A 15,421-nucleotide genomic window follows, 5' to 3' on the forward strand; every position below is an offset into this window, starting at 1 on the left:
CAGGAATTACTTCTGGAACCATTTGTTGTAGATGGTTTCGTAAGTGCCATCTTTCTTCACTTTTTCCAGCGCAGTGTTGAGTTTCTGCTGCAGTTCAGTGTTGCCCTGACGTACCGCGATGCCGAGACCAGTACCGAAGTAATCTTTATCGGTCACTTTATCGCCCACTGCCGCCAGTTTCGGGTTGTCTTTCAGCCACTCGGTGACCACTGCGGTGTCACCGAATACGCTGTCGATACGACCGTTTTGCAGATCCAGTTTTGCGTTCTGGTAGCTGTCATACGGAACGGTGGTGATTTCCGGGTGCTTATCCATAATGAACTTCTGGTGTGTCGTCCCGTTCTGAACGCCGACTTTTTTGCCTTTCAGCTGATCAACACTGGTGTATTTACCCTGCTGACCCACAAACAGGGCAGAGTTGTCATAGTAAGGGGTGGTAAACAGCACCTGCTTTTCACGTTCTGGGGTGATATCCATCCCGGCCATCACCGCTTCCACGCGACGGAATTTCAGGCTTGGGATCAGGCTGTCAAATGCCTGGTTGGAGAAAGTGCAGGTTGCATCAATCTCTTTACACAGCGCTTGTGCCAGGTCGACGTCAAAACCAACGATCTGGTTGTTTGCATCAATCGATTCAAACGGAGGATAGGAGGCTTCGGTAGCAAAACGAATAGTTTCGGCAGCTGTGGCGGAAAGACTAAAACCTGCAATTAACGCGGCAATCAGAACTTTTTTCATTGTTGTTATCCCGAATATTAGTGAGAGAGATAGTTTTTAAATGCTTCGGTTTGCGGCTCGGTAAAGCAGCTCGCGTCGCCTTGTTCTACGATATGACCGTTTTCCATATACACCACTCGGCTGGCGGTTTTACGCGCCACTTCAACTTCGTGGGTGACGATCACCTGGGTAATATTCGTTTCTGCCAACTCACGAATGATGCTGACGATTTGTGCCGTAATTTCCGGGTCCAGTGCGGCGGTCGGTTCATCGAACAGCAGTACCTGCGGTTCCATCATCAACGCACGGGCAATAGCAACACGCTGCTGCTGACCACCAGAAAGATGCAGCGGGTAACGATCGCTATAAGGTTTGAGACGCAGACGTTCCAGCAGTTTTTCTGCACGGGCCAGCGCCTGATCTTTGCTCAACCCCAGTACACGGCAGGGCGCTTCAATCAGGTTTTGCTGCACGGTCAGATGCGGCCATAGGTTGTATTGCTGAAACACCATGCCAACGTTACGACGCAAATCGCGAATCGCTTTGTCAGAGGGTGTTTTGGTGAAATCGAAATGGTTGCCTGCAATGTTGAGCGTACCGGAGCGCGGCATCTCAAGCAGATTGAGTACACGCAGCAGCGAGCTTTTCCCCGCGCCGCTGGGGCCAAGTAACACCAGCGTTTCGCCCTGTGGGCAATCCAGCGTGATATCGAACAGCGCCTGATGCGCGCCGTAGAAGCAATTAATGCCGTTTAATTGAATACTCATTGACACTCGTATACTGGCAGTCTGATAGCTATTGAGGTCGAAGATAGTACCTTTGACAGAATAATTATGCAATATTTCTGCTTTAAAAGTTAAAAGCAAAGCGCATTATTCAATAAACATAGCACAAAATAACGGGGGCGGTGGTCGGCGAGCATAAATGTCGGCATTCCTCACGAAATGCCGGACAATTTACGGAGTTTATTGGTTGATCAAGGCGTTAGCGATTCTCGATGGACTGACGGAGCGTACCCGCTGTGGCATGAACGCTACCGCCTAAGTAGCGCACATCGTCGATGACCCAACACTGGCCTTCCTGAATCATTAACACTTCATCCTGCCAGCCCTGGTCACCCTGTTTGAGATCCACGCGCAATGGAATGTTACGGGCATCACGATTAGGGATAGTCGATGCACTGGCAACGTGGGCGCTGTCTGGCAAGGTGGTTCGACTGGAGAACGGATCGCTGCTTAGCAATTCACGATGACTGTTATCGCGGCTGGCATCGCTAAGTAGGGTTGCCAGTTTGTCACTCAAATAGGGGCGCAGGGCGGTAATGTCATTGTTACGATGTTGAATGCGGTAGTCATAGAATTGTTGAGCCACGCTGTCAGGGCCACCCTGGGCACAGGAACCGGTGCGGGGGCCGTTATCTTTATAAGCTGGCGTGACGGTGGTACAGGCACTCAGCAGCAGTGCACATGGAATAAGTAGAGATAGTGAACGGTAGCGCATAATCATTTCCTTATTAGCTTGCTGTCTGCGTCACACTACGACCAAACGTTATCAGATTATTTAATACATTGTTTTTAATACAATTCTGAAACAATCTGAACACCTGATTGGGTTTGAGTCCATTGCTGGCTACCCACTCAAGGTTGCTCGTAGCTGACTTACTTAAATTACCCAAACAATAGACAGTGTAAACCATTTGTGAGGTTGAGCGTGTTATATGGCTGAAATGATCATTTAAGGTAAATATGATAGTTCTGAAATGGCGGGATAAATCCTCCTGTAGAGGTTAAGAGCATCTGCAAGAAGCCAGTTTCACATTTATAACGCGTGATAAATGAACGCGGTTATTGTCTAATCATTACAGAATTTTTCACATGCAATAAGAGATCCTGCAATTAAGATGATTGCTAAAATTACATTGTATTTTTGAAAATGAGCGAAATTTGATAGTCCCAGCTTTGACTTTTGATAATATTATATATGCTACAGTTGTGGGTAAAGAATTTAAGCTAATGAGTTTGAGCGAAGAATAAATCAAACTGTATCAGTGTTTCGTTAATTAATATGAGTATAAATGCGTTGTGCTTTTATAATAATAAAGCACGAGGAGTTCAGTGGAATATCTTTTCCCTTGGGTGATTTTTAATATGATAAACAATATATCTGATCAAGCATCATCATTTCCAGGCACACAACTGAATCAAAGTGATAATTTCCTCGATTCACTGAGGGAATTTTTCGCGATATTAAATTCCAGTCGTAAGGGTGAGTTGTCTACATGGGACACCATCTACTTGCATCTGATATTAGCAATAAATGCTGATAGTGATCTCATAAAAAATGATGAGTTGCTAGCGGAAAATATTACATCAGCGAATTATCAATTTAATATATTTTTTAGTAATGCTTTCGAGATTGATGTTAAAAAATATCTTGGCAAATCAGAAGATAACGAAGTTGAAATAAAAGTGGGTAATGAAAGAATTACCATTGGAATACGTAATGTATCGAATGGGAAACTTGAAAGACAAAAATTTCTTTTCCCACTGGACTATGAGAATAAATTACAACATCAATTAGACAAGCATTTTACGATTGAATCGCATCCATTATTATACAGGCATACTATGGGTAGTAAGATTGCGAATGTGATTTTTGAAAAATTATACAGTCGTATTGACTTTAACAAAGAGCAATATATATCCTTTATAAAGGATGCGTTTATTCATTTTTATGATTATAGCAGGCGATATGCAATTAGTGAGAATATCGCAAAAGACGCTGTAACAAACAATATCGCATTGATGAGTACTTTTTATGACAGTGAAAATACGTCAGGTGAGGTTTTAAATAATGATTTTACAGAAGAAGAATCATTTGAAACTGCGTTAAATATCGAGCATGCAATAGTACTTGGATTTGCTGATGATAATTTTGAAACAAAACCTGTTCATTATCAGGATTTATTAACACGATTTAGTGCCTTTCAAGATACCGTGTTTAATTTGTTTCCTGAAATGCACTCTTCGCATTACAACGATATTTGTAGCGTAAGTGTGGATATGACAAAGGGAACGCAATGCATGATTCACTTGATGGTGAATGAAGAAGTTCTTATGTCGTTGCCTGTTCCAGTTGCCATGATGGTACGTGAAGATGCAACTAATTTAGTCAATCTTAAAACACTACTCAATGATGGTTGCTTTATTAAATATAGTCATTTTAATGACGTGGCATTAATAAAGCAAAACATAAATAATCTCTATTTATCACACACTATTGTGAATGAAAGCATATTGAAAAAATGTTGTTTTGAAAACGGCAGTTTAGGTGATGTTAAAATCACAAATAGCAATGTAATAAACAGTGTATTCAAAAATATTTCGTTTAGATCTGTTAAAATTAACAACGTAAATACTCATTCTTTAAAATTTATTAACTGCCATTTTTTCAATGTTGATATGATAAGAGTTAATTTCAGTAAATGTCTTTTTCATGACTGTAGTATGCATGGTGTCAAGATAAAACCATGGTTGCCAGTAAAATGGACAAAAGAATTAATAAATGATTATTTGTATGGCTGTTTACTATCTCTGTACTCTATCTGTGCAAGAGATATATATAATATGACCGCCGGTAATAACGTGAAGGTTGCTGCGGATGCTTTCCTTGAAATACTTTATTTTCTTAAAAATAAATATTGTATTAAACTATTAAGCGCTCAGGATCGGGCGTTTATATACGAATTTGCAAGAATGATCTTCGCTTATATTAATGACAAAAGCATTGAGATCTTATTACTTTCTTGTTTTGCGGCGGCTGACCAAAAAGCAATCCAGAGGTATATACCTCAGGCGCAAGATGGGGAAGACTTTAGGAATCATTTACAATATAAGTTGGCTCTTCCCACTCATTAATGTTGCCGGCACAACATAATAGGGCAGGTAAGCGGTGCTCCATAATGAAACCAATATCCGGTTACGAAACAGATAATTGTACAGGCTTATGTACCTGTTTTTGACACAATGAGATGATTTCCTAAACTGATCAAAACCTTCTTCCCAACATGGCATATCAGTCCGATAATGCTTTAGAGATCGAAGGCTTAACAAACAAGGAGATCGATCATGCAATTTTCTACAACCCCAACTCTGGAAGGCCAGACCATCGTCGAATATTGCGGTGTGGTGACCGGCGAAGCGATTTTAGGTGCCAATATTTTCCGTGATTTCTTTGCCGGTATCCGCGATATCGTTGGCGGACGCTCCGGGGCTTATGAAAAAGAATTGCGTAAAGCGCGGGAGATCGCCTTTGAGGAGCTCGGCGATCAGGCCCGGGCGCTGGGGGCCGATGCCGTAGTCGGTATTGATATCGACTATGAAACGGTCGGGCAAAACGGCAGTATGCTGATGGTTAGCGTCAGCGGTACGGCGGTGAAAACGCGTCGATGAGAAGAGTCTTCTGGCTGGTCGCCGCCGCTCTGTTACTGGCAGGGTGTGCAGGCGAAAAGGGCATTGTCGAGAAAGAGGGATATCAGCTTGATACCCGACGCCAGGCGCAGGCGGCGTATCCGCGCATTAAAGTGATGGTTATCCACTACACCGCAGATGATTTTGATAGCTCGCTGGCGACACTGACCGACAAGCAGGTCAGCTCGCATTATCTGGTCCCTGCGGTGCCACCGCGATACAACGGTAAACCGCGCATCTGGCAACTGGTGCCGGAACAGGAACTGGCCTGGCATGCGGGGATTAGCGCCTGGCGCGGGGCAACGCGCCTTAACGACACCTCTATTGGCATTGAGCTGGAAAACCGTGGCTGGCAGAAATCAGCCGGAGTGAAATATTTTGCCCCGTTTGAACCGGCACAGATTCAGGCGCTTATTCCACTGGCGAAAGATATTATTGCCCGTTATCACATCAAGCCGGAAAACGTAGTGGCACATGCGGATATCGCCCCGCAGCGCAAAGACGATCCGGGGCCATTATTTCCCTGGCAGCAACTGGCGCAGCAGGGGATTGGTGCCTGGCCGGATGCGCAGCGGGTGAACTTTTACCTTGCCGGGCGCGCGCCGCACACACCGGTAGATACCGCGTCATTGCTGGAGCTTTTGGCGCGCTACGGTTATGACGTTAAACCTGATATGACACCGCGCGAGCAGCGGCGCGTGATTATGGCGTTCCAGATGCATTTCCGCCCGACGTTATACAACGGCGAAGCGGATGCAGAAACTCAGGCGATTGCCGAAGCGTTGCTGGAGAAATACGGGCAGGATTAGCGCGGCAGTTTTCCGTGGTCGCGTAGCCAGGCGGCAGTTTTCTCGATACCTTCATCCAGGGTGAGGACTGGTTGATAACCTAACTCTTCCTGCGCACGCGTAATATCCAGCGTAAAGTCAAAATTCAACTTGGAGACGCCGTAGTGGGTCAGCGGCGGCTCTTTTGCTGACTTGCGGCCTAAACGCTCCATGCTGCGGGCGATCATATCCAGCATCGGGTAAGGAACCGAACGAATACGACAGTCAATATTCAACTCATCGATCAGCTTCTGCACGATGCTGCGCAGTGTGCGATGCTCGCCGTTGGTGATGTTGTACACACGCCCGGAAGGTAGCTTATCGCAGGCTTCCTGGCTTGCCAGCCACATGGCGTGCACGGCATTTTCATAGTAGGTCATATCGACCAGCGCACTGCCGCCGTGCGGTAACAGAATGCTGCCGTAGTGGTGCATCATATGCGCCAGACGGGGGATAAAGACTTTATCGTGCGGTCCGAACAGACTTTGTGGGCGCAGAATAGTAAAGCGCGTTTGTGGATTCGCCTGCGAAAGCATATTGATCACTTCTTCGCTGGCTGCTTTGCTACGGGCAAACTCGTTGGCGAAGCGGTGAGGGCGAAAATCTTCTTTAATATCGCGATGGTGGTGATAATCGAAGTACAGGGAGGGGGAAGAGATATGAATAAAGTTACGCACACCCCAGGCGACAGCCCATTCACCCAGGCGGCGAGTGGCGCGAACGTTAGCCAGATCGAAAGCCTGTTGTGTCCCCCAGGGCGAGGTAAAGCTGGAGCAGTGCCACAGCGTATCAATGCCTGCGAGCATCACTTTAGCTTGTGATGAGACCAGCTCGGTCAGATCCGCCGGAACAAACTCTGCGCCCATTTTTTCCAGCAATTTACCCATTGCCTCGTTGCGACCGGTCGCACGCACGCTGATGCCTTTCTGGCATAAAAACTCTACCGCGTTTCGACCTAAGCCGCTGGTGGCGCCGGTAACCAGTACCTTCATATCAATCCACTGTTGTTGAGAAAATGACGTGCGCATTCTTCCGTGATTTCCCCTATGATGCAATGGGAAACATGAAAGAATAACGCAGGTTTTGTCGATTAATCTGTGCTTTGTTCTGCCAGTCTGGCGATTCGTTTTGCCATTCCGCGAAAAATAAACAGATGCGCGGGGATCATCAGTAACCAGTAAAACAGCCCCGGCATCCCGTGCGGATGCCAGAATGCGCGAACATCGATAGTACGATAGTCGCCTTTATCTTCCAGGGTAAAACACAGTCGTCCCAGCCCCGGCGCTTTCATGCCAAATAACAACGCAAGTTGTTTTTCCGGCTCGACGATAATCACTTTCCAGCTGTCTACCGCATCGCCAGTTTGCAAATATTCACGCTCCGGGCGGCCTTTCGCCAGCTTATGACCGATCGCGCGGTCCATCAGCGCCCGGGTCTGCCACAAAATATTACCAAAGAAATAACGCTCTCTACCGCCGATTTGATTCACCACCTGCCATAAAGCCGCAAGGCTGGCGGACGTTTTAACGGTAAACCCCGCCTGTTTGGCGAAATAACCGTACTCCGGTCGCCAGCGGGCAAAGGCCTGAGCGTCGTATCCCCAGTCGCTGGAGTTGACCAGCTTTTCTTCCTCTTTCAGGGTGCGACGTACCGCGTCATCGAAAGCAATCAGCCGTTGTGGGATGAGTGCACGTAACGCGGTGTCATCTGCCAGCAGATCGTGTTTCAGCCCCTGAATCAACGCTTTGGCGGTAGTGGGCGGTACGGAAGTAATCACATTGAGAAACCACACCGAAATCCAGCGGGTGGGGAAGGGGATGGGGATCAACCAGCGGCGCTTACCGCTCACCGCCATAAAATGTTCAAACTGTTGCTGATAACTGAGCACTTCTGGTCCGGCGGCTTCGAAGATGCGATGTTCGCTGGCTGGATGGTCTAACAGCGCCACCAGATAGTGCAGCAAGTTTTCCAGCGCGATGGGCGTGGTGCGTGAACGAACCCAGCGTGGCGGCGTTAACACCGGCAGGTTGTAGACCATATCGCGCATGACTTCGAACGCCGCTGAACCTGCACCAACGATTATTCCGGCACGCAATTCGGTCACCGGGACACCCGCTTCACGAAGAATATCCGCCGTAGCCTGACGGGCGCGCAGATGGTCCGACTGCTCATGTGGCGGGGCCTGCAACGAACTGAGAAAGATTAATTGCTTAACTGGGACTTCACGTAGCGCATCGCGGACGTTGAGAGCCACCTGGCGCTCCTGAGCGATAAAATCGCCGCCTTCGCCCATGCTGTGCACCAGAAAATAGACCGTATCGATATCCTGCAACAGGGCCGGAAGGTTATCCGGCCAGCTGAGATCGACTTTATGGCAACTGACATTTGCCAGTTGCAGCTTTGCAAGCCTGTCGACATGACGTGCCGCCGCCAGGATCTGATGCCCCTGCTGGCTGAGTGTTCGCACCAGATGCTGACCAATGTAGCCACTGGCACCGAGAACTAAAATGCGTTGCGGCACGTCTCCCTCCTTAACGCGCCAGGAATGCGCGCCAGTGGGCGGCGACTTCCGCCAGCTGAGCGCGCGAGACGTCAAGATGCGTCACCAGGCGGACAATCGGCGAGGCGTTAATCAGCACGTTTCTCGCTTTCATGTATTCGCCTAACGCGGCAGCATTTTCTTCCCCGACGCGAACAAACAGCATATTGGTGTCCTGACGCATCACATCCGCGCCTGCTTCACGCAGCTGCTCCGCCATCCAGGCAGCGTTGTCGTGGTCTTCCTGCAAGCGCGCAACGTTATTTTTCAGGGCATATATTCCGGCGGCAGCCAGAATGCCGGACTGGCGCATCCCGCCACCTGTCATTTTCCGCCAGCGAATGGCACGTTTAATGTAATCACGATTACCGACGAGTAATGAACCGACTGGCGTCCCAAGACCTTTCGACAGGCAAATGGTGAACGAATCACAATATTGTGTGATCTCTTTCAGTTCGCAGCCGTAAGCCACCACAGCATTAAAGATGCGCGCACCGTCCACATGCAGCGCCAGATTGCGCTCGCGGGTAAATTCCCATGCTTCTTTGAGGTATTCACGCGGTAGCACTTTGCCGTTGTGAGTGTTTTCCAGACTGAGTAATTTGGTGCGGGCGAAATGGATATCGTCGGGTTTGATTTTCATCGCCACTTTATCCAGCGGTAGCGTGCCGTCGGCAGCCGCGTCGATGGGTTGCGGTTGAATACTGCCCAGCACCGCTGCGCCACCGGCTTCAAACAGATAGTTGTGTGCGGCCTGACCGACAATATACTCTTCGCCGCGTTCGCAGTGACTGAGCAGAGCGACCAGGTTAGCCTGGGTGCCGGTCGGCAGAAAAATGGCGGCTTCTTTACCGGAAAGCTCTGCCGCATAGTCCTGCAGAGCATTAACGGTAGGGTCGTCTCCGTAAACGTCGTCCCCAACCGGGGCGGCCATCATTGCTTCGAGCATGGCGCGGCTCGGTCGGGTAACGGTATCACTGCGTAAATCAATCATGGCATGTCCTTATTATGACGGGAAATGCCACCCTTTTTACCTTAGCCAGTTCGTTTTCGCCAGTTCGATCACTTCATCACCGCGTCCGCTGATGATTGCGCGCAACATATACAAGCTAAATCCTTTGGCCTGTTCAAGTTTGATCTGCGGTGGAATGGCTAACTCTTCTTTGGCTACTACCACATCCACCAACACCGGACCGTCGATGGAAAAGGCGCGTTGCAGGGCTTCATCGACTTCAGAGGCTTTTTCCACGCGAATACCCGTAATTCCGCACGCTTCGGCAATGCGGGCAAAGTTGGTGTCGTGCAGCTCAGTACCGTCTGTCAGGTAGCCTCCGGCTTTCATCTCCATCGCCACAAAGCCCAGCACGCTGTTATTAAAGACGATAATTTTCACTGGCAATTTCATCTGCATTACTGAGAGGAAATCGCCCATCAACATACTGAAACCGCCATCGCCGCACATGGCGACCACCTGACGTTCCGGCTCGGTTGCCTGCGCACCCAGCGCCTGCGGCATGGCGTTAGCCATCGAACCGTGGTTAAACGAACCTAACAGACGACGCTTGCCGTTCATTTTCAGATAACGTGCCGCCCACACCGTTGGCGTACCAACGTCACAGGTAAAGATGGCGTCATCGGCGGCAAAATGACTAATTTGCTGCGCCAGATATTGCGGGTGAATGGCTTTCTCGCTCGGTTTAGCTAAATCATCCAGCCCTTTGCGGGCGTCGCGGTAATCTTCCAGCGCTTTATCCAGAAACTTGCGATCGGTTTTTTCTTCCACCAGTGGCAGCAATGCCCGCAGGGTTGATTTGATATCGCCGACCAGCGCCATATCTACCTTGCTATGCGCGCCGATGCTGGCTGGGTTGATATCAATCTGAATAATTTTGGCATCGGTCGGGTAGAACGCGCGGTAGGGAAATTGCGTGCCGAGCAGCACTAACGTATCGGCATTCATCATGGTATGGAAACCTGACGAGAAGCCGATTAATCCCGTCATTCCGACATCATACGGATTATCGTATTCGACATGCTCTTTACCGCGCAGGGCATGAACAATAGGCGCTTTAATTTTCCCGGCAAACTCAACTAACTCTTTATGCGCCCCCGCGCAGCCACTGCCGCACATCAGGGCGATATTGCTGGAGTAACGCAGCAGTTGCGCCAGTTTGCGTAACTCTTCTTCTTCCGGCGTCACGACTGGCTGTGGCGCATGATACCAGTGGGTAGTTGCCCCTTCTGGTGCAGGTTTTAACGCCACGTCGCCCGGTAACACGACAACGGAAACGCCACGGTTTAGCACTGCTTTGCGCATAGCAATTGCCAGCACTTGTGGGATCTGCTCCGGGCTGGAAACCAGCTCGCAATAGTGACTACATTCGCGGAATAACTCTTGTGGGTGGGTTTCCTGGAAATAGCCGCTGCCAATTTCGCTGGAGGGAATATGAGCGGCAATCGCCAGTACCGGAACGTGATTGCGGTGGCAATCGAACAGGCCGTTGATTAAGTGCAGGTTACCGGGACCGCACGATCCGGCACAGACCGCCAGTTCTCCGCTAAGTTGTGCTTCAGCGCCAGCGGCAAACGCCGCCACTTCTTCATGCCGGGTGGACATCCACTCGATGGTGCCCATGCGATTAAGACTGTCGCTAAGACCGTTCAGAGAGTCGCCCGTGACTCCCCAGATGCGTTTCACGCCTGCCGATTCGAGTGTTTTGGCGATATATGCTGCAACCGTTTGTTTCATGGTTCTCCATCTCCTGAATGTGATAACGGTAACAAGTTTAGTTCATCTGACGGAGGGGGAAGGGATGGGAGAAAAAGGAGGCACTTACGGTTAAATAGCCCGATGAAAGGAATATCATCGGGCATCAGGCGATTATGCGAGAACCAAATCCCCCTGCGGATGGCAGGAGCAGGCCAGTACGTAACCTTCAGCGATTTCGGCGTCGGTCAGCGTCATTGTGCTGCTCACCGTATATTCACCGGAAACCACTTTCGTCTTACAGCAGCCGCAAACACCTGCGCGGCAGGCGGCGACAACCGGAACGTTATTGCTTTCCAGCGCCTCCAGTAGCGTGGTGCCAACCGGGGCGTAAAATTCTCGTGCCGGTTGCAGTTTGGTGAATTTCAGACCGCTGGTCGCCGCTTCCGCTACTGGGGTGAAGAATTTCTCTTTAAAGAAACGCGTCACGCCGAGCGCTTTCACTTCCTGCTCTACCCAATCCATATATGGAGCAGGGCCACAGGTCATCACGGTACGTGAGGCTAAATCAGGGACACCTGCCAGCAGTTCGCGAGTGAGACGACCAGCGATAAAGCCTTCGGTAACGTTATTTTCCGCCACCAGCGTTACCGGATAGTTACGCCACTCATCGGCGAAAATCACATCCTGCGGCGTACGCACGTTGTAGATCACCTGCACATCGGCCTGTGGACGGTTCTTCGCCAGCCAGCGACGCATCGACATAATCGGCGTAACGCCGCAGCCTGCCGCCAGCAACAGGAATTTATCTTCTGCTTTATCGTCGCAGGTAAATTCCCCCATCGCGTCCGAAAGCCAGAGATAATCACCGCGTTTTACATCGCGCGTCAGCCACCGGGAGCCGACACCGTCATCAATCCGCCGCACAGTCAGGGTGATGTATTCACTCACGCCTGGCGTGGAGGAAATGGTGTAAGCACGCAGCGTTTCCGCTGAGTTACGCACGCTGACCAGTGCATATTGCCCGGCGCGATATGGGTAGTAATCGTGGCAAATCAGGGAAATCGTCCACACATCCGGCGTTTCTTGCGTAATGTGATGAACCTGCATCCGCCACGGGCATTGATTCGTTGGCATCGTCATCGACAAACTCCTTACGCGCTCAACAGTTGCTTCATGTCTTCTTCAACAGTGGTGATAGAACGCAGGCCGAATTTCTCGTTCAGCACTGCCAGCAGGTCTGGTGTCAGGAAACCAGGTGCAGTCGGGCCGGTGACGATATTTTTCACACCCAGAGAAAGCAGCGTCAGCAGAATGACAATCGCTTTCTGTTCAAACCAGGATAGCACCAGCGACAGCGGCAGATCGTTGACTCCGCAGCCCAGTTTCTCTGCCAGAGTGACAGCCAGAATAATCGCTGAGTAAGCATCGTTACATTGACCTGCATCTACCAGACGCGGCAGACCTTCGATATCGCCAAACTCAAGTTTATTAAAGCGATATTTACCACAGGCGAGGGTCAGGATCAGGCAGTCATCCGGCACGCTGGTGGCGAAATCGGTGAAGTAGTGACGTTCGCCGCGTGCGCCGTCACAGCCACCAAGCAGGAAGATATGACGCAGTTTTTCACGGCTCACCAGATCAATCAGCGTATCCGCTGCGCCAAGCAGCGTCTGGCGGCCAAAGCCCACGGTGATCAGGTGCGGAATTTCGCTGTACGGGAAGCCTGCCATTTGTTGCGCCTGGGCAATGACCGCAGAGAAATCTTCGCCATCCAGATGACGCACACCCGGCCAGCCAACGATGCTGCGGGTCCAGATACGATCGTCATAAGCGCCTACGGTTGGGTCGATGATGCAGTTCGAGGTCATCACGATGGGGCCAGGGAAACGAGCGAACTCCACTTGCTGATTCTGCCAGCCGCTGCCGTAGTTACCGACCAGATGCTTGAATTTACGCAGCTCCGGGTAGCCATGCGCAGGCAGCATTTCACCGTGGGTGTAGACATTAACGCCCGTGCCTTCGGTCTGTTCCAGCAGGTTGTAGAGATCTTTGAGATCGTGACCGGAAATCAGAATGCATTTACCTGCCGTCGCTTTGACGTTGACCTGGGTTGGCGTCGGGTGACCGTATTTACTGGTTTCGCCTGCATCCAGAATGCTCATCACTTTGAAGTTCATCTGGCCGATTTCCATTGAACACTCAAGAAGCGCGTTCATATCGGCAGGCCAGGTCCCCAGCCACGCCATGATTTTATGGTACTGGGCATAAATATCGTTGTCGTATTGACCGAGAACATGCGCGTGTTCCATATAGGCCGCCGCACCTTTCAGGCCATACAGGCACAGCAGACGCAGGCCGAGAATGTTTTCGCCAATCGCCGCTTTATCTTTGTTAGGGGTAAATTCTGCTGCCTGACGTTGCAGCTCGCCGAGATCGTCGCTCACCAGTTGCAGGTCAGCCATCGGGTTATCGACGCGGGCGTTGGCTTCTACAGCCAGGCATTGTGCTTTCAGCGCCTCGCGCAGGGCAATCGCTTCACGAGCGTAGCCGACAATACGCGGGGAATCGAAGTTAACGTTGGTCAGGGTTGAGAAAAAGGCACGTGGTGCAAAGCTGTCTACATCGTGGTTGATGATGCCGTATTCACGCGCTTTTACCGCCCAGGCCGAAAGCCCTTGCAGCGCCGCGATGAGTAAATCCTGAAGGTCAGAGGTTTCCGCCGTTTTACCACACATCCCCTGCGCGTATGAGCAGCCGTTTCCTGCCGGAGTACGGATAGTTTGTTCACATTGCACACAAAACATGATCACACCTTTTAAAGTTATATTTAATATACATGTTTAAGGTTAAGACGCTTAACGCGGGGATAAAAGAGATTTTTAATGCAACTTTAGGGGAGATTGATTTAGCGCAATTTTGGCGGCAGGGATCTACCGCCAGAGAGGTATTATGCAGAGAAAAAGGCGATGAGGATCGGCACTAACAGGCTAAGAATAAAACCGTGAACAATCGCCGCCGGGACCATATCCAGCCCGCCAGTACGTTGAAGAACGGGCAGGGTGAAATCCATCGACGTCGCACCACATAAGCCCAGTGCAGTCGAGCGGCTACGGCGAATCAGCCCAGGGATCAACATAATAGCAATCAGCTCACGGGCCAGATCATTAAAAAACGCCGTGCTCCCGATTACCGGACCAAAAGATTCGGTCAATAAAATACCGGAAAGAGAATACCAGCCGAAACCGGAGGCCATTGCCAGCGCGGTATTGATGGGAAGATCAAGAATAAAGGCGTTAATTAAACCACCAATTAATGAACTGGCAACCACCACCACGGCGACAATCATTCCCCGGCGATTAAGGACAATCTGCTTTAAGGTCATGCCATTATTGCGCAACTGAATACCGACGAGGAAAAGTAGCAGAATTAAGGTGTATTCACTGGCTTCGGTCGCATGTTGTAAGAAAGCCAGTCCACTCAGGCCAATGGCAAAACCAATCACTACTACGCCGCACAGTTTTAGCGACTCCAGCGCCATCGCAATACGCGACGGGAGTTTTTCTTGATGATGGTGGTTGCGCCATGGCAGGCCGCGCTCCAGCCACATCAGGGCGGCAATATTACACAGTAAAATAACGGTAATACTGACAGCAGAATAATGCAGAATCGCCAACAGGTTACTGGCGAGGTTATCGAGAAACGCCAGACTGATACCCATAAAAAAGAGAATAAGGTAAACCATCCAGCTTAATAGCTGATTAATAACTCTTAATGCAGCTTTTTGGCGAAGCGGAATGAGGTAACCCACAATCAGGGGAACCAGAATGATTAACAGCCCAGAAAACATGAAAACCCAGTCCTTGCAAAGATGAAGTCGAAATGCGCGATGACACACTACTGAAAGCGGAAGGACGAGTAAAGTTGCAATTAAAAGGAAATGTTATGCATAAGGAGCAGTAGAGTATTCGTTTTCATTTAAAGATGTTCTTGCGCTTTAATTACAAACCGCACCGGTGTTGGTGGCGTCAAAATCGCTGAAGCGTTCCCCGAAGGCCGGGGCAGCCCACATGGATGTGGGCTGAGGGCGCGTTTTACAGGGATAATGAGATGGACGCTCCAGATTTTACGGTATCAAAGTACCAGACTGGATCGTTGCAAT

12 protein-coding genes and 1 pseudogene are annotated in these 15,421 nt (G+C 49.9%); 3 read left to right on the forward strand and 10 right to left on the reverse strand.

Annotated features, from left to right (window positions below):
• Window positions 1–6: 6 nt before the first annotated feature.
• From artI to ACJHWR_RS22120, 3 genes are all read right to left on the reverse strand, one after another.
• Window positions 7–738, reverse strand: a complete 732-nt coding sequence (artI, locus tag ACJHWR_RS22110) for an arginine ABC transporter substrate-binding protein ArtI (RefSeq protein WP_000756575.1) — start codon at window positions 736–738, stop codon at window positions 7–9.
• Between the two features lie 17 nt (window positions 739–755).
• Entirely contained in the window at window positions 756–1,484 is a 729-nt protein-coding gene (artP, locus tag ACJHWR_RS22115) for an arginine ABC transporter ATP-binding protein ArtP (protein WP_000027205.1), read from the reverse strand.
• 217 nt (window positions 1,485–1,701) lie between these two features.
• A complete protein-coding gene (locus ACJHWR_RS22120) occupies window positions 1,702–2,217 on the reverse strand; it encodes a lipoprotein (protein ID WP_001270651.1) in 516 nt (171 codons plus the stop codon).
• Window positions 2,218–2,831: 614 nt separating this feature from the next.
• On the opposite strand from ACJHWR_RS22120, the pseudogene ACJHWR_RS22125 reads away from it, so the two are divergent.
• From ACJHWR_RS22125 to amiD, 3 genes and pseudogenes are all read left to right on the forward strand, one after another.
• Window positions 2,832–4,070: pseudogene (locus ACJHWR_RS22125) on the forward strand (pentapeptide repeat-containing protein); the annotation flags it as partial.
• Window positions 4,071–4,844: 774 nt separating this feature from the next.
• Window positions 4,845–5,168, forward strand: a complete 324-nt coding sequence (locus ACJHWR_RS22130) for a heavy metal-binding domain-containing protein (RefSeq protein ID WP_001160731.1) — start codon at window positions 4,845–4,847, stop codon at window positions 5,166–5,168.
• Window positions 5,165–5,995, forward strand: coding sequence for an N-acetylmuramoyl-L-alanine amidase AmiD (gene amiD / locus ACJHWR_RS22135; protein WP_001255181.1), 831 nt, complete (start codon window positions 5,165–5,167; stop codon window positions 5,993–5,995). The genes ACJHWR_RS22130 and amiD overlap by 4 nt, the downstream gene beginning before the upstream one ends.
• On the opposite strand, the gene ACJHWR_RS22140 is transcribed toward amiD, so the two are convergent.
• The 7 genes from ACJHWR_RS22140 to lysO all read right to left on the reverse strand — a co-directional run bounded on the left by ACJHWR_RS22140 (window position 5,992) and on the right by lysO (window position 15,109).
• On the reverse strand, window positions 5,992–7,005 hold the full coding sequence (locus ACJHWR_RS22140) for an NAD-dependent epimerase/dehydratase family protein (protein ID WP_001305933.1): 1,014 nt from the start codon (window positions 7,003–7,005) through the stop codon (window positions 5,992–5,994). The two genes, amiD and ACJHWR_RS22140, sit on opposite strands and share 4 nt — an antisense overlap.
• 98 nt (window positions 7,006–7,103) lie before the next feature.
• Window positions 7,104–8,534, reverse strand: coding sequence for an SDR family oxidoreductase (locus ACJHWR_RS22145; protein ID WP_001136540.1), 1,431 nt, complete (start codon window positions 8,532–8,534; stop codon window positions 7,104–7,106).
• Between the two features lie 10 nt (window positions 8,535–8,544).
• Window positions 8,545–9,546, reverse strand: coding sequence for a low-specificity L-threonine aldolase (ltaE, locus tag ACJHWR_RS22150; protein ID WP_000566375.1), 1,002 nt, complete (start codon window positions 9,544–9,546; stop codon window positions 8,545–8,547).
• Between the two features lie 36 nt (window positions 9,547–9,582).
• Window positions 9,583–11,301, reverse strand: coding sequence for a ubiquinone-dependent pyruvate dehydrogenase (poxB, locus tag ACJHWR_RS22155; protein WP_000815366.1), 1,719 nt, complete (start codon window positions 11,299–11,301; stop codon window positions 9,583–9,585).
• Between the two features lie 132 nt (window positions 11,302–11,433).
• Window positions 11,434–12,402 (reverse strand): NADH oxidoreductase, encoded by a 969-nt coding sequence (gene hcr / locus ACJHWR_RS22160; protein ID WP_000178691.1) that lies wholly within the window; start codon window positions 12,400–12,402, stop codon window positions 11,434–11,436.
• An 11-nt stretch (window positions 12,403–12,413) separates the two neighbouring features.
• Window positions 12,414–14,066: a hydroxylamine reductase gene (hcp, locus tag ACJHWR_RS22165; protein WP_000458835.1), complete on the reverse strand. Its 1,653-nt coding sequence runs from the start codon at window positions 14,064–14,066 to the stop codon at window positions 12,414–12,416.
• A gap of 143 nt (window positions 14,067–14,209) precedes the next feature.
• Window positions 14,210–15,109: an L-lysine exporter LysO gene (lysO, locus tag ACJHWR_RS22170; protein ID WP_053287701.1), complete on the reverse strand. Its 900-nt coding sequence runs from the start codon at window positions 15,107–15,109 to the stop codon at window positions 14,210–14,212.
• Window positions 15,110–15,421 lie beyond the last annotated feature (312 nt).

This window comes from Escherichia sp. WS568, from assembly GCF_046486085.1.
GTDB classification, from domain to species: domain Bacteria; phylum Pseudomonadota; class Gammaproteobacteria; order Enterobacterales; family Enterobacteriaceae; genus Escherichia; species Escherichia coli.